The 21,643-nt window shown below is 70.7% G+C and carries 19 protein-coding genes; 10 read left to right on the forward strand and 9 right to left on the reverse strand.

Annotated features, from left to right (window positions below; translation table 11 throughout):
• Positions 1–104 precede the first annotated feature (104 nt).
• Positions 105–308, reverse strand: coding sequence for a hypothetical protein (locus tag TA3x_RS11055; protein ID WP_435021150.1), 204 nt, complete (start codon positions 306–308; stop codon positions 105–107).
• 469 nt (positions 309–777) lie between these two features.
• Between TA3x_RS11055 and TA3x_RS11060 the strand changes: the two genes are divergently transcribed.
• The 5 genes from TA3x_RS11060 (at position 778) to TA3x_RS11080 (ending at position 5,275) form a co-directional block, all read left to right on the forward strand.
• On the forward strand, positions 778–1,428 hold the full coding sequence (locus TA3x_RS11060) for a PEP-CTERM sorting domain-containing protein (protein WP_435021152.1): 651 nt from the start codon (positions 778–780) through the stop codon (positions 1,426–1,428).
• 155 nt (positions 1,429–1,583) lie between these two features.
• Complete coding sequence (locus TA3x_RS11065; RefSeq protein ID WP_435021153.1) at positions 1,584–2,735, forward strand: P1 family peptidase; 1,152 nt, start codon at positions 1,584–1,586, stop codon at positions 2,733–2,735.
• A gap of 70 nt (positions 2,736–2,805) precedes the next feature.
• Positions 2,806–4,098: a threonine/serine ThrE exporter family protein gene (locus tag TA3x_RS11070; protein ID WP_435021155.1), complete on the forward strand. Its 1,293-nt coding sequence runs from the start codon at positions 2,806–2,808 to the stop codon at positions 4,096–4,098.
• A gap of 48 nt (positions 4,099–4,146) precedes the next feature.
• Complete coding sequence (locus TA3x_RS11075) at positions 4,147–4,659, forward strand: RNA polymerase sigma factor (protein ID WP_435021157.1); 513 nt, start codon at positions 4,147–4,149, stop codon at positions 4,657–4,659.
• Between the two features lies 1 nt (position 4,660).
• Positions 4,661–5,275, forward strand: coding sequence for a hypothetical protein (locus TA3x_RS11080; protein ID WP_435021159.1), 615 nt, complete (start codon positions 4,661–4,663; stop codon positions 5,273–5,275).
• Positions 5,276–5,285: 10 nt separating this feature from the next.
• Here TA3x_RS11080 and TA3x_RS11085 read toward each other — a convergent pair whose 3' ends face one another.
• Positions 5,286–6,968, reverse strand: a complete 1,683-nt coding sequence (locus tag TA3x_RS11085) for a tetratricopeptide repeat protein (protein ID WP_435021161.1) — start codon at positions 6,966–6,968, stop codon at positions 5,286–5,288.
• A gap of 708 nt (positions 6,969–7,676) precedes the next feature.
• Here TA3x_RS11085 and TA3x_RS11090 point away from each other — a divergent pair.
• Positions 7,677–8,537 (forward strand): hypothetical protein, encoded by an 861-nt coding sequence (locus TA3x_RS11090; RefSeq protein WP_435021163.1) that lies wholly within the window; start codon positions 7,677–7,679, stop codon positions 8,535–8,537.
• Between the two features lie 44 nt (positions 8,538–8,581).
• Here the strand turns inward: TA3x_RS11090 and TA3x_RS11095 are convergent, their stop codons facing one another.
• From TA3x_RS11095 to TA3x_RS11105, 3 genes are read right to left on the reverse strand one after another with little or no spacing between them, the layout of a single operon-like run.
• The gene (locus tag TA3x_RS11095) at positions 8,582–9,385 is read right to left on the reverse strand and encodes a GDSL-type esterase/lipase family protein (RefSeq protein WP_435021165.1); all 804 of its coding nucleotides are present in this window, start codon (positions 9,383–9,385) and stop codon (positions 8,582–8,584) included.
• Between the two features lie 60 nt (positions 9,386–9,445).
• The gene (locus TA3x_RS11100; RefSeq protein ID WP_435021167.1) at positions 9,446–10,159 is read right to left on the reverse strand and encodes a nitroreductase family protein; all 714 of its coding nucleotides are present in this window, start codon (positions 10,157–10,159) and stop codon (positions 9,446–9,448) included.
• Positions 10,156–11,964: a protein kinase domain-containing protein gene (locus tag TA3x_RS11105; RefSeq protein WP_435021169.1), complete on the reverse strand. Its 1,809-nt coding sequence runs from the start codon at positions 11,962–11,964 to the stop codon at positions 10,156–10,158. The genes TA3x_RS11100 and TA3x_RS11105 overlap by 4 nt, the downstream gene beginning before the upstream one ends.
• Before the next feature lie 386 nt (positions 11,965–12,350).
• Here TA3x_RS11105 and TA3x_RS11110 point away from each other — a divergent pair, with 386 nt between their 5' ends.
• On the forward strand, positions 12,351–13,097 hold the full coding sequence (locus TA3x_RS11110; RefSeq protein ID WP_435021171.1) for an RNA polymerase sigma factor: 747 nt from the start codon (positions 12,351–12,353) through the stop codon (positions 13,095–13,097).
• A gap of 57 nt (positions 13,098–13,154) precedes the next feature.
• Here the strand turns inward: TA3x_RS11110 and TA3x_RS11115 are convergent, their stop codons facing one another.
• Complete coding sequence (locus TA3x_RS11115) at positions 13,155–14,282, reverse strand: pyridoxal phosphate-dependent aminotransferase (protein ID WP_435021173.1); 1,128 nt, start codon at positions 14,280–14,282, stop codon at positions 13,155–13,157.
• Positions 14,283–14,805: 523 nt separating this feature from the next.
• Here TA3x_RS11115 and TA3x_RS11120 point away from each other — a divergent pair.
• Positions 14,806–15,612 (forward strand): methyltransferase domain-containing protein, encoded by an 807-nt coding sequence (locus tag TA3x_RS11120; RefSeq protein ID WP_435021175.1) that lies wholly within the window; start codon positions 14,806–14,808, stop codon positions 15,610–15,612.
• Between the two features lie 58 nt (positions 15,613–15,670).
• Here TA3x_RS11120 and TA3x_RS11125 read toward each other — a convergent pair whose 3' ends face one another.
• Positions 15,671–16,126, reverse strand: a complete 456-nt coding sequence (locus TA3x_RS11125) for a hypothetical protein (protein WP_435021177.1) — start codon at positions 16,124–16,126, stop codon at positions 15,671–15,673.
• Positions 16,127–16,575: 449 nt separating this feature from the next.
• Here TA3x_RS11125 and TA3x_RS11130 point away from each other — a divergent pair, with 449 nt between their 5' ends.
• Entirely contained in the window at positions 16,576–18,168 is a 1,593-nt protein-coding gene (locus tag TA3x_RS11130) for an amino acid permease (protein ID WP_435021178.1), read from the forward strand.
• A 140-nt stretch (positions 18,169–18,308) separates the two neighbouring features.
• Here the strand turns inward: TA3x_RS11130 and TA3x_RS11135 are convergent, their stop codons facing one another.
• Both TA3x_RS11135 and TA3x_RS11140 read right to left on the reverse strand, forming a co-directional pair.
• Complete coding sequence (locus tag TA3x_RS11135) at positions 18,309–18,965, reverse strand: 3-keto-disaccharide hydrolase (RefSeq protein WP_435021180.1); 657 nt, start codon at positions 18,963–18,965, stop codon at positions 18,309–18,311.
• 68 nt (positions 18,966–19,033) lie between these two features.
• Entirely contained in the window at positions 19,034–19,672 is a 639-nt protein-coding gene (locus TA3x_RS11140; RefSeq protein WP_435021182.1) for a 3-keto-disaccharide hydrolase, read from the reverse strand.
• Between the two features lie 198 nt (positions 19,673–19,870).
• Here TA3x_RS11140 and TA3x_RS11145 point away from each other — a divergent pair, with 198 nt between their 5' ends.
• Complete coding sequence (locus tag TA3x_RS11145; protein ID WP_435021184.1) at positions 19,871–21,535, forward strand: RNA polymerase sigma factor; 1,665 nt, start codon at positions 19,871–19,873, stop codon at positions 21,533–21,535.
• Positions 21,536–21,643 lie beyond the last annotated feature (108 nt).

Genomic DNA, 21,643 nt, shown 5'->3' on the forward strand with positions numbered 1-21,643 from the left:
CGCGGCAGCCTTGCCGGGCGGTGGCGTCGCGAGGCCCCGGGACCGGGATCGTCCGGCGTGATCCGGGAGCGATCCCGGCCGGTCGGGGTCCCGGGCGTGCCGAATCAATGGCCGGGCGCGGCCCCGGACCCGGAGGGACTGCCGGTGGCGCCCGTGCCGGGGGCCGAGTCGACTCCCTTGTTCGTGCTCTCCGCGGCCTCGCGGTCCGACTTGCCGGTCCCCGACGTCTCGCGGTTGTCGGCGCATCCCGCGAAGGCCGTCGCGAGCGTGGCCGCGACGATGGCGTGCTTCCAGTAACCGATGCTCATGGGTGCTGCTCCATTCCCTGGGTTGCGATTTCGAGCCGGGCCGGAAGCCCGGACCCGCTCGACGGGGCGGTTGCGGCATCCCTCCCAGCAAACGAGGAACCGCGGGTGAAGAAATTCCCGATGTCCGATGGGCGGGACGCCCGACCCTCGGGCATGAACCGATCAGCGCCGTCCCCCCGGCCTGCCGCCGACGCCCGCTCCCGAGCCCCGATGGTCGCGGCGACGTGGCCCCTGCGCCTCGAACCCGCAAACCCCGGCATCCCGCCCCCGGATGGGCCATCCGCCCTACTTTGGCGTCGGCTCTGAATAGATAATCATTTCGTTTGGCTTAACAAAATCAATCATGATGTCATGGGGCAAATTTGATTGCATTGACCCCATCGGGCCGCGACAATCCGGACCTGATGCGTCCCGGGTGCAGGGCCGGGCAACACGACTGATGGCCGAGGAGGTGGAAGGAATGGCACGCATGACGCCGCAGCGATGGGTGATGGCCTTGACCGTGCTCTCGATGATCGCAGGCGCCGCGGGCCGGTCGGAGGCCATGTTCGTCACGAATGGGAGCGTCGGCCTGGCCAACCCGGTGAGGACGATCACGTTCAGCGAGGTCGCCGGCATCCAGTCGCGGCTGGTCACGGATCAATTCCGATCCCTCGGCGCCACCTTTTCCGGATTTTACGGCGACGAGGGGCTGATCTATCTGCAGAATGGGATCGGCTTCTCGGGTTCGGCCTTGTCCACTTCCACGATCGATCAGGCGATCAACCCCAACCTCCCGGGGCCTTATTTGATCACCTTCACGGAGCCGGTCAACGCGGCCATGTTTGCCGCCGTCGATCAGGGGTTCTCCTACCGCCTGGATGCCCTCCTGGGCGGCCGGGTCATCGAGACCGGGACCGTCGTGATCCCGCTCCTCCCGGGGCTCGGCTACATCGGCTTCACCGGGATCACGTTCGACGCGATCCGGATCTCCCGGGTCGATGAGGCGCGGTTGAGCGCGTTGGCGATCGATACGCTCCAGTTCAACCCCGCGGTCCCCGAGCCGTCGTCGCTGGCCCTGTGCGTGATCGCGGGCGGCGTCGGCCTCGCGGCCCGGGCGAGGCGTCGCCGCATCTCCTGATCGGAGGCTCCGCCCGGAATCTTCGCGCGAGGACTCCCTCGCCAGGGACGGCCCGGCGAGGCCATGATGGGCCGTTCGTGAATCCGATCGGCTCGCAGGCCCGGCGATGTGCCGTCGGGCCGACAGCGCCGCTTCACTGGTCCGAGTCTTGATCCATGCCTCTTGTTTCCTTGATCCCGGCCGGGATGTTCGCGATGGCGTTGGTGCTGATGGCGGCGGGCCCGCCCGAGGGGAGACGGCCCCGGGCACGCGACCTGGGCGTGGCGCCCGGGGTCTTCCCGCCCGGCCCGCTGAACGCGATCACCGACGTCCCGGGCGTGGCGGTGGGCCACGCCACGATCATCCGGGGGGACGACGTCCGCACCGGGGTGACGGCGATCCTGCCCCACGGCGGCGACCTGTTCCGCGACAAGGTGCCCGGCGGTGTCTTCGTGGGCAACGCCTTCGGCAAGCTGGCCGGGTCGACCCAGGTCGAGGAGCTGGGGACGATCGAGACGCCCATCGTCCTGACCAACACCCTGGCCGTGGGCACGGCGGTCGAGGCCGTGGTGGATTACACGACGGGCGGGCCAGGCCACGGCGACATCCGTTCGGTGAACGCCCTGGTGGGCGAGACCAACGACGGCGGGCTCAACGACATCCGGGGACGGCACGTCACCCGGGACCACGTCCTGTCGGCGATCCGCGACGCCCGGGGCGGGCCGGTCGCCGAGGGGTGCGTGGGCGCCGGGACCGGGTGCGAGGCGTTCGACTGGAAGGGGGGCATCGGCACCGCGTCGCGGAAGCTGCCCGCCCGCTATGGCGGCTGGAACCTGGGCGTGCTGGTGCAGGCCAACTACGGAGGGGTGCTCACGATCGCCGGCGCCCCGGTCGGCAAGGCGCTGGGCCGGCACGCCTTCCGCGAGGAGCCCGAGCCGGCCCGGAACGGCGACGGGTCGTGCCTGATCGTGGTGGCGACCGACGCCCCGCTCGACGCCCGCGACCTCCGACGCCTGGCCGCTCGGGCGGTGTTCGGGCTGGCCCGCACCGGGTCGTCGTTCACCAACGGCAGCGGCGATTACGCGATCGCCTTCAGCACCGACCCCGGCCTCCGCGTCCGCCACGGCGACCGCGATGCGAAGGCCCGCACCGTCCTGCCCACCGAGGCGACCTCGCCCCTGTTCCAGGCCGCGCTGGAGGCGACCGAGGAGGCCGTGGACAACGCCCTGTTCCAGGCCACGACGACCACCGCGAAGGGCCGGACCGTCGAGGCGATCCCGATCGACGAGGTCCGCCGCATCCTCCAGCGGCACCGGATGGTCGAATAGGGCGGCCCCCGGGCCTCGGGGATGTCTTAGAGTCAGGGAGGGCGAGGGCGATTCACGAAGGGGACGAGGGATGGCGATCGCGGACATGGTGTCGGAGCCCGGGCCCCCGGCCCCTCGAAACCCGGAAGGGATCGTGCCGGAGCGGGAGGTGCTGTTCACGCTGGCGAAGACCCTCCACCAGGCGGGCGTGCCGTCGCACCGGCTGGAGGCGACCCTGGCCCGGGTGGCGGAGCGGCTGGGGATCTGCGTCGAGGCGTTCGCGCTGCCGACCGGGCTGATCCTGTCCGCGGGGCGGGGCGAAGGCGCGGCGGTGCGGCTGTTCCGCCTGCCGCCCCGGCCGACCGACCTGGAGCGGCTGCGTCGGCTGACCAGCGAGTCCGAGGCAATCGCCCGCGGCGAGGTCCCGCCGGCGCAGGCCGTGGCCCGGCTGGAGGCGGTCCTGGCCGCCACCCCCCCGGTGCCGCCCCACGCCGCCCACGCGGTCGGCCTCCTGCTGTCGGCGGCCGCCTTCTCGGTCTTCTTCGGCGGGGGGCCGCTGGAACTGCTGGTGGCCGCGTTCATCGGCGGGGTGGTCGGCCTGATCGCGATGGCCTTCGGCGGCCGTCGCGGGGCCAGCCGGCGCTACGAGCTGGTGGCCGCGTTCGCCGCCGGGCTGGTCGCCACCCTGGTCGACCACCACCTGAGCCACTTCATCCACTGGATCCCGATCGCCTCCGGGCTGATCGTCCTGCTGCCCGGCCTGGCCCTGGTCGATTCCATCGAGGAGCTGGCCAACGGCCACCTGGCCTCGGGCGGGGCCCGGATGGCCGGGGTGGGCTCGGCCTTCCTGGCCCTGATCTTCGGGGTGATCCTGGGGGTCAACGTCGCCGAGCTGGCCGGCAGCGCCCAGCCCGACCGGAACTCCGTCTCGTTCCCGACCTGGGCCCTCCTGCCGGCGCTGGCGGTGGTGGCCCTGGGCTCGGTGTTCCGGTTCCACGCCCGGCTCCGGGACTGGCCCTTGATCCTGCTCGCCTCGGCCGTGGCCCTGGCCGGCTCCCGGATCGGCGGGCGGCTGGGCAACCCGCTCCTCGGCCCGTTCGTGGGCGGGCTGGCCCTGGGCCTGACCGCCAACCTCTATTCCCGGTTCTTCCGGCCCACGCCCCAGCTCCTCTTGGTCCCCGGCCTGGCCCTGCTGGTCCCCGGATCGATGGGCTTCCGCAGCCTGGAGGCCCTGGTGGAAGGGGACTCGATCCGGGGCATCGAGCAGGGCTTCACCATGTTCCTGATGGGCATGGCCCTGGTGGCGGGCCTCCTGTTCGGCAACGCCCAGGTCGACCGGCCCGACCGCCGGGACAAATCCGCCCGGGCCCGGATCGGCGCGTAAGAAGAGACCCCCCGGGACGACCAATCCTCCCGGGAGGGACATTTTGCCGTGGTCGACGATCGCCCCGAATTGCTGTTCCAACGCTGGCTCGCCCGCCACGGCGCCGCCGTGATGAAAGTGGCCCGCGCCTACACCGCCACGGCCGACGAGGCCTGCGACCTGGCCCAGGAGATCCTGCTCCAGGTCTGGCGCTCCCTGCCCCGGTTCGAGGGGCGGGCCGACGCCTCCACCTGGGCCTACCGGGTGGCCCTGAACACCGCGATCGGCTGGCACCGCAAGGAGCGCCGCCGACGGTCCCGCCAGCGGCCGATCGCCGAGGATGAGTCCCCGCCCGCCCCCGGCCCGGACGGCCCCCAGCAGGCTGACCGCCGCGAGGTCGTCGAGCGCCTCTACGCCGCGATCCGCCGCCTGTCCCCGGCCGACGCGGCGCTGGTCCTGCTCTACCTGGACGACCTGAGCTATCGCCAGATCGCCGAGGTGCTGGGGATCTCCGAGAACCACGTGGGCGTCAAACTCAACCGCGCGCGGAAGGCCCTGGCCGCGCTGATGAAGGGGGAATGACGTGGAACCCGACGACCTCAAGCAAGCCTGGCAGGGCCAACCCCGCCCGGCCCTGGATGCCGGACCCCTCCTCGAAGAGATCCGGCGCGACCGCCAATCGTTCGCGAGCATGATCTTCCGCCGGGATCTCCGCGAGGTCGGCATCGCCGTCCTGATGGTCCCCCTGTGGCTCTACCTGGGGGCTCGGGGTGCCTTGCCGTGGACGTGGTACCTGACGGTGCCGGCCCTGCTGTGGGTGTCCGGCTTCATGCTGGTCGACCGGATCCGCCATCGCCGCAAGCCGTCCGGCCCGGACGATCCGCTGCGCCGGGTCGTGGAGGGGGCGCTGGCCGAGGTGGAACATCAGATCGGCCTGCTCCGCACCGTGCACTGGTGGGGACTGCTGCCCCTGGCGATCGCGATGCTGGCCTTCTTCGGGCAGGGTGCCTGGCAAGAGCGGGGGGGCGGATGGTGGACGGTCCTGTCCGTCGGGATGGTCTCCTCCCTCGGGCTCGGCGTCTTTGCCATCATCTATGGGCTGAATCGCCACGCCATCCGGGCCGACCTCGAACCGCGACGGAGGGAACTGGAGGCGATCCTCGCGGGACTCGCCGACGAGCCCCCCGGCGCGACCTGAACCCCGGCCGTCAGTCGCCCCCGGGCACGTCCCGATACGGCTTCCCGTCGCGATACAGGGCCAGCCGCCCCTTCGCCTTGGCCTGGAACTCGGGATCCTGCGACAGGGCCAGGGCCTTCTCCTGGGACTCGACCGCCTTCGCGAAATCCCCCGCCTCGGCCTGCGCCGCGGCCAGGGTCCCGACGCAGAATGCATCCTTCCATCCGGTCAATTCGCAGGCCCGCGTCGCGTTCTCGACGGCGCCACGGCCGTCCCGATAGCGGCCCACCGGGCAGGTGGCCTTCAACCAGGCCAGACTGTTGTGGGGCATGGCGACGTCGGGGGCAATCCGGATGACCGCGTCATAATCGGCGATGGCACCATCGTATTGTCGCCTGGCGCACCGTGCCTCGCCGCGGAGGAAGTGGCCCATGGCCGACGCGGGATCGAGCCGGAGCGCCCGGTCGCAGTCGGCGATGACGCGGTCATGTTCCTTCTTGTCGTGCCAGGCTTGGGCGCGAAGGAGATAGGCCGAGGTATAGCCGGGCAAGAGCCGGATGGCCTGGCCGCAATCGGCGATGACGCGGTCATGCTCCCGCTTGTCGCCCCAGGCGAGGCCGCGATTGAGATAGGCCGGCGCCATCCGAGGTTCGAGCCGGATCGCCTCGCTCAGATCGGCGATGGCGCGGTCGGGTTCCTGCATGTCGCGCCAGGTGATGCCGCGATTGTTGTAGGCCATGGCAAGCCCGGGATCGAGCCGGATCGCCTCGGTGCAGTCGTCGATGGCGCGGTCGTACTCCTTCTTGACGCCCCAGGCGCTCCCCCGGTTGTTGAAGGCCATGGCGAGGGTGGGATCCAGCCGGATCGCCTCGGTGCAGTCGGCGATGACGCGGTCGGATTGGCCTTTTGCATCCCATGCGCCGCTGCGGTGGAGGTAGGCCATGGCGAGATCGGGGTCGAGGCGGATCGCCTCGCTCAGGTCGGCGATGGCCCGGTCCCACTCCCGCATCCCGACCCAGAGCCCTCCCCGATTGAGATGGGCCACGGCCATGCCGGGAGCGAGGCGGATGGCCTCGGTGTAATCGGTGATGGCGCGGTCGTATTCCTTTTTCTGCACCCATGCGTTGCCGCGATTGGCGTGGGCCCGGGCGTCATCGGGGTCGAGGCGGAGGGCCCGATCGTAGTCCGCGATGGCGTGGTCGAAGTCCTTCATCCCGGCCCGGACGTTGCCTCGATTGAAGAAGCTGATGGCCAATCGGGGGTTGCGCCGGATGACCTCGTCGAAGTCGGCGAGGGCACCATCGAAATCGCCCATCTCGTTCCGAACGGCCCCTCGGACCGCATAGTTCGCCAGGTCGCCGGGATTGGCCCGGATCCGGGCGGTGTAGGCGTCGATGGCCTGGTCGAAGGGGATGACATCCTCGGGCCTGGCCCATCCCCGGGCGGTCCCATTCTCCTCGGCCAGCCAGAGCCAGCGCTCGTTGCCCTCGACGACCCGATAGGTCCGGAACCCGCCGGATTTCCGGACGGGTGCGGCCGGGCTCCGCGACCGCCCCGCGTCCGTTTGGCCTCCGCCCCCGTCGCGGAGGACGACCCCGGGCCGGGTGATCACGCGGCGACCGGCCCAATCGTCCGGGGGTATGGGATCGGGGGCCTCCGCGTCGGGCGGGCTCGCCAGCAGGGCGGCGATCAGCAGCGGGAGGAGGTGGGGCATCGTCGCCGCGGCTCCGGATCGTCGGTCGGTCGAGGCCGGGGCCGACATCGCCCCCGGCTGCGCCGGCAGTCTGCCACGAACGGTCGAAACGGGCCAGATCGGAAGGCCCGCAGGCTGGCCGGTGACTCGGAAGCCTCCCGGCGAGGAATTCCATCGGCGCGGTCAAAAACTATGCGAACGGCCGTCCACGAACACGATGTTATTCGATGGTCATCACGATCCCGGCCCTCCTGCGCGCGAGCCTCGACCATGCGACCCGATCCCACACAGGTCCCCAACCCAACGCAGCCCGTCCGCGCCGCGGCCTCGATCGCGATCCCGAAACGAACCCACCGACACCCCGTCATGTCGCCCCGGCATTCCGCCGAAATAAAAGCACCACTGATGGGAAGCCCGGCCCCCGTCCCGGGAAAAACGAACCCATTGGACGAGGCCGCCGCCCGTGCTGGCGGGTTCCCGAACGAAGCCAACCCGGTCCTCCGGGGGCGGGAAGGTCGCGGGAAAAACGAACCCAATCCGGGGGATGTCGCCCGGCAGGGGAACCGTCCCGAACGAAGCCAACGCGGTCGCAGGCCGGCGGGGCGATCGCGGGGAAAAACGAACCCAACGGCGGGACTCGGGGCGGGGGCGGAGGGGTTCGGCTACAATCAAGCGGCAAGGGGCGGGCCGGCGTCGGCGGCGCCCGGGGGCGGGGAGCGGGGGCCGATCATGGCGGTTCTGGATCGCGAGGAGTGGATCGAGCAGGCGTACTTCTTCCACGCCTTCCGCGAGCGGTTGCTCGACGGGATGCCGTCGCAGGACATCCTGGCGCGGGTCGGCGAGGAACTGCTCTCGACCACCCGGCTGCCGATGGCCGTCTCGTTCCTGGCCACCGAGATCAAGGTCTACGGGCTGATGGCCCCGGCCATGGCCCGGCTGGGGCACTACTTCACGCCGTTCCAGGCCCACGTCGTCGCGCAGGCCGAGCAGGACGTGAGCCGGTTCCCGATGGATCAGGCCCTGCTGATCCTGGAACGCGAGGCCCGGTATCGCTCCGAGGGGCCGACCTCGGCCGGGCTGTTCGTCTACCAGTTCGAGGCCCTGTCGCGGAACCGTCTGGGCTACAACGCCGGCTTGCAGGCGATCTCCGGCGACCCCGCCTACGACGAGGACTGGCGCGACTACATCGTCCTGCTCCGCTCGCGGCTCGGGGACGTCGATTTCGCCGACCTGATCTACGTCCGCTCGGCCTACCTGGTGACCGAGCAGAGGCGGACCCGGCCCGACTACGTCCCCAAGTTCCCGACCCTGTTCGGCGAGAAGGAAGGCAAGATCGCCCGGGCCAACCGGGGCCGCGACCCGCTCTACCTGTTCTCGGCCCTCCAGCGCCAGCTCGGCTATCCGGAGGTCCCGCGGCCCCGCCGTCCCGACGAGGCCGAGGCCCGCATCCTCCTGCTGGAGCAGCGGGTGACCCAGCTGGAGAACCGGCTCAAGGCGGCCGAGGCCGGGAATGGCCCCGCCGACCTGTCCCAGGTCCTCGTCAAGCCCGAGGACACCGCCGGCCCGCCCACCGGCTGGGGGAAGGCCTGACCGGGGGCCGGCACGGACGCCCCCGGCCGATCTCCGGGCCTCGCTTACTTGGCTTCCAGCAGCGACCAGAGCATGGGCTCCATCGCCTCGGCCCAGAGGCGGTAGCCCTTGGCGCTGAGGTGGAGGAAGTCCGGCATGATCTCGCGGGTCACCTGGCCCTCGGCGTTGAGGAAGCTCCCGCCGATGTCGAGGTAGTGGACGGCCTTGCCGTCGGCGATCCGGGAGATCATCTCGTTGATCCGGGCGACCCGCGGCTCGACGGCGGTGGCGACCTGGCTCTTGTCGCGGTTCAGGCCCCGGGGGAAGATGCCGAGCAGGAGGACCTTGGCCTCGGGGAACTTGTCGCGGATCTTCGCGACGCAGGCGGTGACGCCCTCGGCGATCTCCTCGTCCTTGTTGCCGCCGAGGTTGTTGGTCCCGATCATCAGGACGACCACCTTGGGCTTGAGCCCGTCCCCTTCGCCGTTCTCCAGCCGCCAGAGGATGTGCTGGGTGCGGTCGCCGCCGATGCCGAAGTTGGCCGCCTTGCGGGGCCCGTAGTACCGCTTCCAGGTCGCGTTGTCGGCCCAACCGGCGGTGATCGAGTCGCCCAGGAATAGGAGATCGACGTCCCCCTGCCTGGTCCGTTCGAGCAGCTTCTCGTGCCGGGCCGCGGGCGGTCCCTGGCGGTCCTCGGGCCGGAGGGCGGAGTTGGTGATCTCCGGCTTGGCCGGGGCGTCGGCCTTGGGCTTCTCCTGGGCGGGGGCGGGGGCGTCGGCCTTGGGCTTCTCCTGGGACATCGCCGGGGCGGCGAGCAGTGCCATCAGGGCGAGCGCGGAGAGGCGGACGGGCAGGGGCGTCGCTGTCATGGGAGGCTCGATCTCTCGGGGTGGGATGGGGGCGGGAAGAGCACCCGGCATCGCGCCATCCTATCCCGCCGGCCGGCCCGAATCCAGCGCCTGGGAGTCGTCGTCGCCGACCGTCCAGGGCTGCCCGAAGTGCTCGGCGAAGCCGACGTGATCGAGCCCGAAACGGCCGGGGGGCGGGGCCGTCTCGGAGGCATATCCCAGGGCGATCAGGCCCCAGATGGCATGGTCGTCGGGCACGCCGAACGACGCGCGGACCTGGCCGGCGTCGAACGTCTCCAGCGACGCCGAGGCCAGCCCCAAAGACTCCGCGGCGATCTGCAAGGTCGTGCTCGCGCGGGTCGCCTCGCGGATCGCCCAGATCTCCGGCGCCAGGGGGCCGGAGCGCCCCAGGCCCCGGGCGGCGGTCGCCCGCAGCCGCGCCGCCTCCTCGATGGTGGCCGCGCCGCCCTCGACCATGCGGACGGCCACGGCGTCGAGGTCGGTCTCATGCGGGCGGAGGTATCCCAGGACGATCAGGACCGCCGGGGCCTCGGTGATCCTGGCGTCGCCGAAGGCGCAGCGGCGGAGCCGGCGGCGGTTCGCCGCGTCTCGCACCACCACGAACCGGGTGGGCTGGAGGTGGAAGGATGACGGCACCATCCCGGCCAGGTCGATCAGGCGGGCCAGCAGGGCGTCGGCGACCGGCCGATCCGGGTCGAACCGCACCGCGGTGCGGCGGGCCGCGATGGCCTCGGTCGCCGATCCGGGGCGGGGTGCGTCGGCCTCGGGGGTCACGTCCCCTCCCTCCAGGATCGGACCCCGATCGCGCGGCGCCGGTCGGCCTCGTAGGCCTCGATATTCCCCATCCGCTTGTGGACCCGGGACCGGGCTCGATAAGCATTCAGGTCGGCGGGATCCAGCTCGATGGCCCGGTCCAGGCAATCCAGGGCCCGGTCGAGTTCGCCGAGGTCGAGCCGGATCAGCCCCAGGGCCCGGTGCATGTTGCCGATCCTCGGGCCCAGGGCGATCGCACGCTCGTAATCGGCCGCGGCCCCCGCCAGATTCCCCGCCTGGCGATAGGCCGAGCCCCGATCGGCGTGGTATTTCGCCGAGCCGGGCTCCAGACGGATCGCCTGGGTGAAGTCGGCGATCGCCCGTTCGCACTCCCCGCGCCTCTGGAGGCAGACGCCCCGGCCGTCGAGCGCCCTGACGTTGGCCGGGTCGAGTCGGATCGCCTCATCAAATTCCGCGTACGCCCGGTCGTAGTCGTTGTCCCGGATCCGTTCCCAGCCCCGGACGGAGGCCTTCCGGGCGAGATTCCTGGCCGGGCGATCGGCGGATCCGCTTGGCGAGGGGGACCGGGGCGGGGCGTCCGGGCGGCCATCGATCGGGGCCGGCGTGCCGGGGGCGGGCGGGGCCGACCGGACGGCCCCGGCGCCCTGACCGTCGCGTCGGGCGGCATGCCTCCAGGCCGCGATGCCGCCGGCCGCGATCGCCAGCAGGAGGATCGACCCCGCGACGCGGCGGCCGCCCCAACGCGGCTCCTCGATCAGCGCCCGGAGGGCGGCATCGGAGGGGGGCAGCTCCGGGGCGGTCGGCCCTCCGGAGAACGGCCCGAGCGCGCGGGCCACCTCCTCGGGGGCCGCGAATCGATCCCCGGGCCATCGCGCCATCATCCGGCGGATGACCGCGACCAGCGCGGGGGGCAGGTCCGATCGCAGGGCATCCAGGGGGATCGGCAGGGCGTCGCGATGCTTGCCGACCTTCCCCAACGCCGTGCCCCCGGGGTAGGGGGGGGCGCCGGCCAGGAGGAAATAGAGCGTGCAGCCGAGGCTGTAGATGTCGGCGCGAATGTCCGCCCCGGCGGGGTCCTCGGAGGCCTCGGGGGCCAGGAAGTCGGGCGTGCCCACGATCCGGTCGTCGAGCATCCCCCCGGGCCCCACGCCGTCGCTGGCCCGCGCCAGGCCGAGGTCCGCGACCTTCACCACCCCATCGTCGGCCATGAGCAGGTTGGACGGGTTGATGTCGCGGTGGACCAGACCTCGCTCGTGGATGTGCTGGAGCCCGAGCGCCGCCTGCCGGGCGGCATCGCAGGCCGGGCCGACCGCCAGGGGGCCGCTCCCTCGCACCAGGGCTTCCAGGTCGATCCCGGAGACGAACTCCATGACGAAGTAGGCGAGGTCGTCGACCTCGCCCGCGTCGTGGGCCACCACCACGTTGGGATGGGCCAGCTTGCCCGCGGCCAGGGCCTCGTCGCGGAACCGCTGCACCACCGATGCGCGCTCGCGATGGCCATCCAGGAGGATCTTGAGGGCGACCTCCCGGCCCATCGCCGGGTGCCACGCCCGGAACACCCTCCCCATCCCGCCGGCCCCACGGGGATCCAGCAGGAGGTACGGGCCGATCACCAGCTCATGGCCGCATCCGGCCCGGATCCGCCCGGCCTGGTAGCCGGTCAGGAGGCCGAGCCCCCCCAGCCGTCCGATCAGGTCGGCCGAGGGGTCGTGATCCGCGTCGCCCGTGGCCGGGCCGTCCCGCGAGACATCCACGGCCCTGGATCCACGGAGCAGGGCGAGCACCTCGGCGACGGACGGATCCATGAGCGATATCCCGGGCGTCGGCGGCGATCGATCGGGCAGCGGCCTATCATTCTATCGAGAGGCCGGGCCGATCGTCACGCGACCAACCTCGGCCCGATCGCCGAGGTCGGAGAAAACGAGCCGACGCCCGGCGGGGGGGGCCGGGCGTCGGCTCGGGGGGGAAAGACTCGCTCGGCACAGGGACGAGGGCACAAGATTGGCAACGGCACAGGTTGGGGGGGAACGAACCTCCCCACCCCCCGATGGTCCGGGGGAGTGGGAAGGCCCGCCCACTCCTGATAGAGACGGGATCGGGGATTCTTCCGGCCATCCTGGAAAAAATTCGGACGATCGATCGGATGTGCTGATACAATGCACGCATATGTCGACGCGGGGGAAATGGATTCATGGCGGAAGGGTCGAATCTGGATCAAATCTCGACGGCCTGGTCGGATCTGATGCGGGCCCACACCGCGGCCCCCGATGAGGCGACCGAGGCCCGCCGCAAGATCCTGGAACGCTACGACGTCGCGGTGTTCCGATACCTTTGCAAGGCCTCCGGCAACCTGGACCGGGCCCGCGACCTGTTCCAGGAGTTCTCGCTCCGCTTCATCCAGGGGGACTTCCGCGGGGCCGATCGCGAGCGGGGGCGCTTCCGCGCCTACCTCAAGACCTCGCTGAGCCATCTGGTCTCGGAGATGAACCGGCGGAATCGCCCCGCGTTCACGATGGACCCCAAATCGATCCCGGACGCGGCCATCGAGACGCCCTCGGATCGAGATGCCGAGTTCGCCGACGAGTGCCGGGCGACGATCCTGGGCCGCGCCTGGGACGCCCTGCCCGACGGCACGCGGGGGGGCGAGAAGCCCCTGAGGCTCGCCCTCCAGCTCCGGGCCAACCGGCCCAAGGAGCCGTCGCGGGCCCTGGCCGCCGAGCTGTCCCGGCTCACGGGCCGGGAGGTCACGCCCAACGGGTTCGACAAGATGGTGTGCCAGGCCCGCCCCCGGTACGCCGACCGGGTGCTGGCGCTGATCGCCGAGTCCCTGGGCGACCCGTCGCGCGAGGCGATCGAGGCCGAGTTGATCGAACTCGGCCTGCACGGCCATTGCCGCGACGCGCTGCGGCGATTCGGGCGGGACCGGGGCCCGGCCTGATCCGCGAAGGACGATCCGGCCGAGGCCGGGCGCGGAGGCCCGGCCCCGGCGCCGGGCTCAGGCGTGGGGCGGCCGCGAGGCGAGGATCTCGGCCAGGCAGTCCACCAGGGCGTCGTTCTCCGACGGGGTCCGGACGCAGAACCGGAGGTGGCCGTTGGTGACGAACTCGATGCCGGGGCCGGTGATCCGCGACCCGATCTCCAGGCCGCGATAGTTGGAGCATTCGCGGACGAAGAAGCCGCGGCGGGCCAGCGTGTCCTGGACCTGGGGCGAGGTCCAGGGAGTGTTGACCAGGCTGACCAGGATGAAGTTGGGCATCGAGGCGGCCGACTTGGGCCGCTCGCGGCCGGGCCAGGCGGGGCGGAGGCCGGGGACATCCCAGAGGCGGTCGGTGAACCGGGCTGACTCGGTCTCGATCAGCTCGATGGTCCGGGCCAGGTACTCGTCATCTTCCAGGGCGGCGATCGCGGCGACCTCGGCGGCGGTGGTGACCGACCAGGGCTGCTGGCCGCGGCGGAGCCGGTTGATCATCTCGGTGGAGGCCACCGCGTAGCCGACCCGGAGGCCCGGAAAGGCGAAGATCTTGGTCATCGACCGGAGCACCAGCAGGTTCTCGCTCGACGCGGCGGCCTGGATCACGGTCCGGTCGGCCTCGTCGGGCAGGAACGGCAGGTAGGCCTCGTCGACCACGGTGAGCAAATCGGGGTTGCGGTCCACCAGGGCCAGGAGCTGGTCGCGTTCCCAGGCCCGGCCGGTCGGGTTATTCGGATGCCCGGTCCAGAAGATCCCGGCCGCGCCGTCGGGCTCGGTGTCCTGGCCCCATCCGAGGATGTGCTCCGGCCAGATCCGGGTGTTCAGGCCGTTCTGGGCCGAGGTCCGGCGGTATTCGCCGTAGGACGGCTCGACGAGGTGGGCCAGGGGCAGGTCCGGGTCGCTCGCGTCGAGGCGAGGGTCCTGGGCGAGCCCTTCGCGGTAGACCTGGCCGATCAGGCTGATCAGCTCGGTGGTCCCGGCCCCGACGATGATCCGGTCGGGTTCCACGCCGTGGTATTCGGCCAGCCGCGCCACCAGCCGGGGGGCGCCCGGCTCGGGGTAGCGGTCGATGGTCTCGGTGGCCTCGCGGACGGCCGCGACGGCACCCGTGGGCGGCCCCAGCGCATTGAGCGGAGCCGAGAAGTCGACCATCGGCCGACTCCCCAACTTCAAGCGCGCCCGGATGGCCGACTGGTTCCCGCCGTGTTGGATCGGTTTGGTCGCCTGGTAATCTACCATACGGCTCGCGGAGGTGAGATAGGAGGGATGGAGGCTGGAGGACCCCGACACGCGCCGGTCGAGTACGCCCGGCCCAGGTGGAGTGGAATTCATCTCGGGCGTGACCTCGGTGCCGGTCGCGGGCGAGCCAAGCAGCTCGATGGATCGCCTCCCGCGCGAGGTGGCGATTATGGTGAAGTCCGAATGTAACGAGATCGCCGCTCCGTGCAAAGGGCATGCTGGGCTGTTGGACGATTTGGCGTGTCGGGATCGCCGGACGCAGCGGGGAGCGGCCGGCTTCTGGACCTTGGACGGGGCCGCCGCCCATCGATTACAATCTTGCCCGACGCGAGGCTTTCGGTCGAGCCGACCCCGCGAGCCCGAGGCCCGACCCGCGCGGAGGTCGGTCGATCCGGGCCAAGACCTCCGTGATCCGTTTCCCCACCCAAGGTCCACCATGACGACGGCCAGCTCTTCCGACTCCAACGCCCAGGCCTACGACAACAAGGGCCAGTACAGCCGCACCAGCATCCTCCGCTACGAGAAGATCTTCGGCGAAGGCTATATCAGCACCGGCGGCCACGAGACCACCGAATACCTCTGCACCAAGATCAAGGACGCCCTCCGCCCCGGCGCCCGGCTCCTGGACGTCGGCAGCGGCATCGGCGGGTCGATGTTCTTCCTGGCGAAGACCTACGGCATCGAGGCGACCGGCGTCGACCTGGCCCACGAGATGATCGCCATCGCCCACGACCGGGCGCAGCAGATCCAGGCCCCGGACACGGTCAAGAGCATCCTGGGCGACGTCCTGACGATGGACCTGGAGCCGGCCAGCTTCGACATCGTCTGGAGCCGCGACGCCCTGATGCACATCCCGGACAAGGCCAAGCTGTTCTCGCGGCTCCACTCGCTGAACAAGCCCGGCGGCCGGCTGGTCATCACCGACTACGCCAAGGGCGTCGGCGAACGCTCGCCCGAGTTCAACGAATACATCGAGAAGACCGGCTACCACGTCGTCGACCCGGCCTCCTACGGCAAGTTCCTCGAAGGGGCCGGATATAAGGATGTGGTCGTCGAGGACGCCACCGACCGATTCGTCGCGATCCTGGAGCGCGAGCTGCACCTCCTGGAGAACAACCGCGCCGACTTCCTGGCCAGCTTCTCCGAGGAAGACCTCAACTACCTGGTCGCCCGCTGGAAGATGAAGGTCGGCTTCTGCCAGGCCGGCGACATGAAGTGGGGCATCTACACCGCCACCAAGTAATCCGCCCCACGCCGGGGGGCCGTCCCGTCCGCCCGATCGGGCCCGGGCCGGCCCCCGATCATTCCAGGGCGAACGCCTCCGCAGGCTTGGTCGGCTTCGCGGATCGGCCCCGGGCCCGGCCGATCAGGAAGGCCACCGCGATCGGCGGGGCCACCACGACCAGCACCACGGGCCATTCATACGCGAATGGGTCGTCGCCCTTGTGATGCGGGAACAGGGCGTCGCGTGTCAACGTCCCGAGCCACCAGGCCGGCACGCAGGCCGCGAACAGGATCGCGAGGGTTGGTGCAAACCGGAAGGGCCCGGCCGGGGCGAACGTCGCCCACCCCACGCACGCGCAGACCGTCGTGCATCCGATGAGGGGCATCGAGGCGTAATTCCTCATCCAGGTCCGGAATGCGAGGTCCGACCATTCGCCGTTGAAGCGGCGGGCGACGAGCATCATCGCCATCGTCCCGATGGCCCCCGCGGTGGCACAGAGGATGGTCCCCAGGATGCCGCGAGGCCAGTCCATCGTGTTCGATCCCGATTTCATGGCGATGCCCTCCGGCCCGGGTCGGTGGCCTTCGTCATATCACGCCGGAGCCCCGCGTTGCAAATCCGGCTCGCGGCGCCGGGGTCGGGGAGCCAACCATGGCCGCCCGGATGGAGATCCACGGGTGATCAACCTTCGAGCTGAACGGCCCGGCGTGGCACTCCGCCGCCGGATCCGGGGCGGTCCGAGTCGTCCGGGGCATGGCACCCCCGGGGCGTGTCACGGCCGTCGGCCCCGGCCCGGGGGCCACGCCGGGGGGCCGATCCCCGCACCCGTCGACCGAAAATCGGTCGGGTGAGGCGGTTCGGGACTGGTACGCGTCGGGTCGAGACGGCAAACTACAACCCCATCGCTCCGGGGGGACCGGGGAGGGGGGACGACGTGGTCAAATGGAACGCGGGCGCGGTTGCCCCGCTTGCGAGGTGAATATGGCGAATCTCTGGGTCAGGAAATCGATCGAGTCGCTCAAGGCCGAGGCGGCCGTCAGCGACGATCACGGGGGGCTGAAGCGGACTCTCACGGCGGCCAACCTGACGGCCCTCGGCATCGGTGCGATCATCGGCGCCGGGTTCTTCGTACTGACGGGCCACGCCGCCGCCGAGAATGCCGGGCCGGCGATCGCCCTGTCGTTCGTCGTCGGAGGGATCGCCTGCGCCTTCGCCGGGCTCTGCTACGCCGAGATGGCCTCGACCGTGCCGATCGCCGGCTCGGCCTACACTTACGCCTACGCCACGATGGGCGAATTCATCGCCTGGCTGATCGGCTGGGACCTGATCCTCGAATACATGGTCGGCGCCACGACGGTGGCGGTGGGCTGGTCGGGCTATGTGACGAGCGTGCTCCGGGACTTCGGCATCAACATCCCGGCACGATTCGCCGCCTCGCCCGGCACGCAACTGATCGAAATCCCCAACGCCATCGCCGACCAGCTCCACATGCGTCACGGCTGGTCCGAGATGACCGACTCGATCCGCAGGCTCCTGACCGAGCACGGCATCGACTTTTCGGGCTTCGCGACCGCGACGGGCATCGTGAATCTCCCGGCGATGTTCATCGTCGCGGCGGTCACCGTCCTGCTGGTCATCGGCATCCAGGAGTCGGCCCGGGTCAACAACGTGATCGTCGTCATCAAGGTGTCCATCGTCCTCCTCTTCATCCTGCTCGGCGCCCGCTATTTCTCGACCGCGAATTGGGGCGGCAAGTTCATCCCCGACAGCGACCCGAACGACTTCTTCAAGTACGGCTGGGGCGGCATCTTCCGGGGCGCAGGGCTCGTCTTCTTCGCCTACATCGGCTTCGACGCCGTCTCGACCACCGCGCAGGAGGCCAAGAACCCCCAGCGGGACCTCCCCATCGGCATCATCGGTTCGCTGCTGATCTGCACCCTGCTGTATGTCCTGGGCGCCCTGGTGATGACCGGGATGGTCAACTACAAGCAGCTCGACGTGCCCGACCCGGTCGCCGTGGCGATCGATGTGATGAAGATGCCGTGGTTCTCCTGGTTCGTCAAAATCGGCGCGATCGCCGGCCTGTCGTCGGTGATCCTCGTGATGCTCCTGAGCCAGCCCCGGATCTTCTTCGCGATGGCCAAGGACGGGCTGCTCCCGACGGCGGTCTCGAAGATCCACCCGAGGTTCCGGACCCCCTGGATCACCACGATCATCACCGGCGTGATCGTGATGATCGCCGCCGGGACCATCCCCATCGGGATCGCCGGCGAGCTGACCTCGATCGGCACCCTGTTCGCCTTCGCGGTCGTCTCGGCCGGCGTGCTCTACCTGCGGATCACCCAGCCCGACGTCGAGCGGCCGTTCAAGACGCCCCTGGTCTACTTCACCGCGCCGATGGGCGTGATCTCCTCCGTCCTCCTGATGGCGACCCTCCCGGTCGACACCTGGATCCGGCTCGTCGTCTGGATGGCGATCGGCCTGGTGATCTACTTCGTCTACGGGGCCCGGCACAGCCGGCTCGGCAACCCCGGCAAGGCTGACCCGTCGCTGGCGGCGATCGGCGAGGTGTGAACGACCGGCCCCTCGATGGGGGGCCGGTGAAAAACAGCGGGGCCGCCCTCGTGCCATCCGGACGAGGGCGGCCCCGCTCGTTTCGATCGATCCGGGACTTCGGTGCGGCCGCGGCGATCGGCCGCGACCCCCGGGATCCTTTACTTGGCGGGCAGTTCCTTGACCTCGACCTTGCGGATCGAGACGCGGCTGCCGGGGTCGTGCTGCTGGAAGGCGAAGTGCCCGGCGGCGAACAGCTTGTCGTGGTCCAGGTACTCGTAGAGCAGCTTGTCGTTGACGCTGATCCGGAACCGGGTCACGACCTTGCCGCGGTAGTTGACGTCCTCCACCTCTATCTGCTGGGTGAAGTAGGTATCCGGCGGCGGGGGGTTGGACGAGTCGAACAAGTTGACCAGGGTGTACAGCGAGCCGGTGCGGACCGGGTCGGTGTGGGTGCTGTTGACCTGGATCTCGTAGCCGTCGGTGAAGCTCGGCTTCATGGCCGGGCACCGGACGTACATGCCGGAGTTGCCCTTGTCGTTGATCTTGATCTCGGCGCGGAACACGAAGTTCTTGTAGTCGCCGCGCGGGCTGTAGAGCATCGACTGGGAGCCGGTGCCTTCGATCACCCCGTCCTTGACCTCCCACTTGCTCGGCTGCTTGTTGAGCGGGACGGCGGTCCACCCGCTCAGCGTCTTGCCGTCGAACAGGGAGACCCACTCGCCGGCCGGGGCCTTGGCGTCCTGGGCCGGGGCGGTCGCCGGCGCGGTCGCCAGGCCGAGGGCGAGGCAGGCGGCGGCCTTCCACGATCGGATCATCGGATGCGTTCCTTTCGGTGCGTGTCGGTCGATGGGAGAGGAGGCGGTTCGTGCCGGCGCGGGCCCGCTCACTTCTGGGTGACGGCCGGCAACTCCTGGACCTCGATCTTGCGGATCCAGACCTGGCTGCCGGGGTCATGCTGCTGGAAGGCGAAGTGGCCCTTGGTGTGGGTGTCCTTCTTGTCGACGAAGTCGACCACCGTCTCGCCGTTCACCTTGATGATGATGTGATTGCCCACGGCCTCGATCTCCTGGGTGAACCAGGTGTCGGGCGGCACCAGCATCTTGCGGACGGCGACGAAGTTGTACAGCGACCCGGTGCGGACCGGGTCGGTGTGGGTGCTGTTGACCTGGGCCTCGTAGCCGTTCGGGAAGCCGGGGCCCTTGGCCGTGCGGAAGTACATGCCCGAGTTGGCCTTGTCGGCGATCTTCAGCTCGACGCGATACCGGAAGTTGCGGTAGTCGCCGCGGGGGCTGAACAGGTGCGAGACCGGCCCCGATCCGTGGATCACGCCGTCCTCGACCATCCAGGTCCCGGGCGTGCCGTCGGCCGTGGTCCAGCCGCCCAGGGTCTTGCCGTCGAACAGGGAGACCCACCCGCCGCCGGCCGGCGCGGCGTCCTGCGCGGGGGCGGCCGAAACGGCCAGCGCCGCCAGGCCGAAGGCGATCCGGGCGGCCCCGGCGATCCGTCGTCGCATGCTCATCATGGGAGAGTCCTCGGTCGTCGATCGGGCGGCCCGACCGGACGGGCATCCGCCCGGCCAGACGAAGTCTACGGAAACGGCCCGGCCGACGCCAGCCGCCCGCGGCCCGGAGATCGGGCCGATTCGCCGGAAACCTGAAAGCGCGATGCCCCCCGCCGGCACTATGATCGACGTCGGCACTCAACCGGGGGGATCGAAGGCATGGCGAACGGACGGGGCGGGGCGGCGCTGGGGTCGATCGGGTCGGTGTTCGGGGTCGGGGCCTCGGCCGGGCTCGACGACGCCCGGCTGATCGAACGGTTCCTCGCGGGACGGGGCGAGGCCGCCGAGGCGGCGTTCGAGGCCCTGGTGATCCGCCACGGCCCGATGGTCCTGGGCGTCTGCCGCCGGACCCTCCGCGACGCCGACGCCGCCCAGGATGCGTTCCAGGCGACGTTCCTGGTCCTGGCCACCCGGGCCGGGTCGATCCGGTGCCGCGACGGCCTGGCGGGCTGGCTCTACGGCGTGGCCCGCAAGGTCGCGACCCGGGCTAAGGCCGACGCCGCCCGCCGCAGGCTCCGGGAGCGCGAGGCGGGGACGCAACTCCGCCCCGAGCCGTCCCCCGGCCCCGAGCCCGACGAACTGGCGGCCCTGTTCGAGGAGATCAACCGGCTGCCCGGCACCTATCGCGATCCGGTCATCCTCTGCCACCTGGACGGGATGACCTACGAGGCCGCGGCGCGGGAACTCGGCTGCCCCCTGGGCACGCTGAGCATCCGCCTGAAACGGGCCCGCGAGCGATTGCGGACCCGTTTAGAGCGGCGGGGCCTGGACGTGCCGGCCTCGGTGCTGGCGGCGGGCCGGGTGGCGGGATCGTCGGCGCCCCCGGCCGCGTGGGCCGGGCAGGTCGCGCGGTCGGCGGTGGCGTGGAAGGTGGGCGGAACCGCCGCGTCCGGGATGGTCCCGGCGGCGGTCTCCGCCCTGGCGAGGAGGACGATCATGGCGATGCGATTCCAGGTTCTCGGGCTCGGCGTGCTGGCCCTCGGTGGCGTGGCGGTGGCCGCTTCGGCCTCCCTGGCGATGATCCCGGGGGCGGACAGGCCCGATGCCCCCGCAACCAAGGCCGAGGCGAAGCCCGCCCGATCCTGGGTACAAACCCTCCCCGGAGGGGCCAAGGTCCGGCTGGTCGGCGTCTCGACCTACCCCTCCGGGCCCAACACCTGGAGGACCCCGGACGGCGAGCCGCTGACCGCGCCCTGTGAACGATCGGGCTTCCAACTCCATCCCGATGTGGGCCAGAAGGTGCGGGTATTCGCCATCTCGGTCATCAATACCACCGACGAGCGGGCCTCCTATCGCTGGGAGATCACACCGTCGGCTGGAGCAACGGCCTCGTCCCACCCGTTCGCCGCGTCGGGCGAGGAGATCCCGGGCCTCGGATCGGTCGCCGTCTGCCTGCCCGCCGATCGTCGGACCTGCACGGTCCGGGCCGGGGTCGCCTCCGGGGCCTGGAAGACCCTGCTGACCAACGGGCCGGGATCCGGGTCGATCATGAGCGGCGATTTCGGCGCCACGTTCGCCGACCCCACCGAGATACCCAACCGGCCCGCCCGGGACGGCGGCCCGACCTCGCTCACCCTATCCCATGACGTGCTGGACGGCGACGTGCGGGTCGTGGCCGTGGACGCCCAGGGCAAGGAGACGGCCCCGGTCCGGCAGTCCTCGGGCGGCACGAAGAACTTCCGCCAGGTGACGGTGGGTTTCGACCTGCCGCTCGCCTCGATCAGGGAGTTCCGGCTCCAGTCCCGCCCCTTCGAGTGGGCCGAGTTCGCCGACGTCCCGGTCGACCCTCCATTGCCCGCTTCGACTCGCGGACCCGGTAAATAGCCTTCCTCGCCGGGAATTGCCTCAGGCGGGGCGATCGGCGACGATGGACTGTCGCGGCGGCCGATCGCGAGGAGGCCAAGACCCTCGCCGGGTGCTGGGCAGGGGAGG

It is taken from the genome of Tundrisphaera macrotermitis, from assembly GCF_051175315.1.
Lineage (GTDB): Bacteria > Planctomycetota > Planctomycetia > Isosphaerales > Isosphaeraceae > Tundrisphaera.

What these genes read in the sequence shown, in the direction of transcription:
- TA3x_RS11140 (WP_435021182.1), bottom strand. Translation starts at nt 19,672, where the DNA reads ATGATGAGCATGCGACGACGGATCGCCGGGGCCGCCCGGATCGCCTTC.
- TA3x_RS11070 (WP_435021155.1), top strand. Translation starts at nt 2,806, where the DNA reads ATGGCGATCGCGGACATGGTGTCGGAGCCCGGGCCCCCGGCCCCTCGA.
- TA3x_RS11065 (WP_435021153.1), top strand. Translation starts at nt 1,584, where the DNA reads ATGCCTCTTGTTTCCTTGATCCCGGCCGGGATGTTCGCGATGGCGTTG.
- TA3x_RS11115 (WP_435021173.1), bottom strand. Translation starts at nt 14,282, where the DNA reads ATGGTCGACTTCTCGGCTCCGCTCAATGCGCTGGGGCCGCCCACGGGT.
- TA3x_RS11055 (WP_435021150.1), bottom strand. Translation starts at nt 308, where the DNA reads ATGAGCATCGGTTACTGGAAGCACGCCATCGTCGCGGCCACGCTCGCG.
- TA3x_RS11060 (WP_435021152.1), top strand. Translation starts at nt 778, where the DNA reads ATGACGCCGCAGCGATGGGTGATGGCCTTGACCGTGCTCTCGATGATC.
- TA3x_RS11085 (WP_435021161.1), bottom strand. Translation starts at nt 6,968, where the DNA reads ATGCCCCACCTCCTCCCGCTGCTGATCGCCGCCCTGCTGGCGAGCCCG.
- TA3x_RS11125 (WP_435021177.1), bottom strand. Translation starts at nt 16,126, where the DNA reads ATGGACTGGCCTCGCGGCATCCTGGGGACCATCCTCTGTGCCACCGCG.
- TA3x_RS11105 (WP_435021169.1), bottom strand. Translation starts at nt 11,964, where the DNA reads ATGGATCCGTCCGTCGCCGAGGTGCTCGCCCTGCTCCGTGGATCCAGG.
- TA3x_RS11110 (WP_435021171.1), top strand. Translation starts at nt 12,351, where the DNA reads ATGGCGGAAGGGTCGAATCTGGATCAAATCTCGACGGCCTGGTCGGAT.
- TA3x_RS11145 (WP_435021184.1), top strand. Translation starts at nt 19,871, where the DNA reads ATGGCGAACGGACGGGGCGGGGCGGCGCTGGGGTCGATCGGGTCGGTG.
- TA3x_RS11095 (WP_435021165.1), bottom strand. Translation starts at nt 9,385, where the DNA reads ATGACAGCGACGCCCCTGCCCGTCCGCCTCTCCGCGCTCGCCCTGATG.
- TA3x_RS11130 (WP_435021178.1), top strand. Translation starts at nt 16,576, where the DNA reads ATGGCGAATCTCTGGGTCAGGAAATCGATCGAGTCGCTCAAGGCCGAG.
- TA3x_RS11120 (WP_435021175.1), top strand. Translation starts at nt 14,806, where the DNA reads ATGACGACGGCCAGCTCTTCCGACTCCAACGCCCAGGCCTACGACAAC.
- TA3x_RS11135 (WP_435021180.1), bottom strand. Translation starts at nt 18,965, where the DNA reads ATGATCCGATCGTGGAAGGCCGCCGCCTGCCTCGCCCTCGGCCTGGCG.
- TA3x_RS11090 (WP_435021163.1), top strand. Translation starts at nt 7,677, where the DNA reads ATGGCGGTTCTGGATCGCGAGGAGTGGATCGAGCAGGCGTACTTCTTC.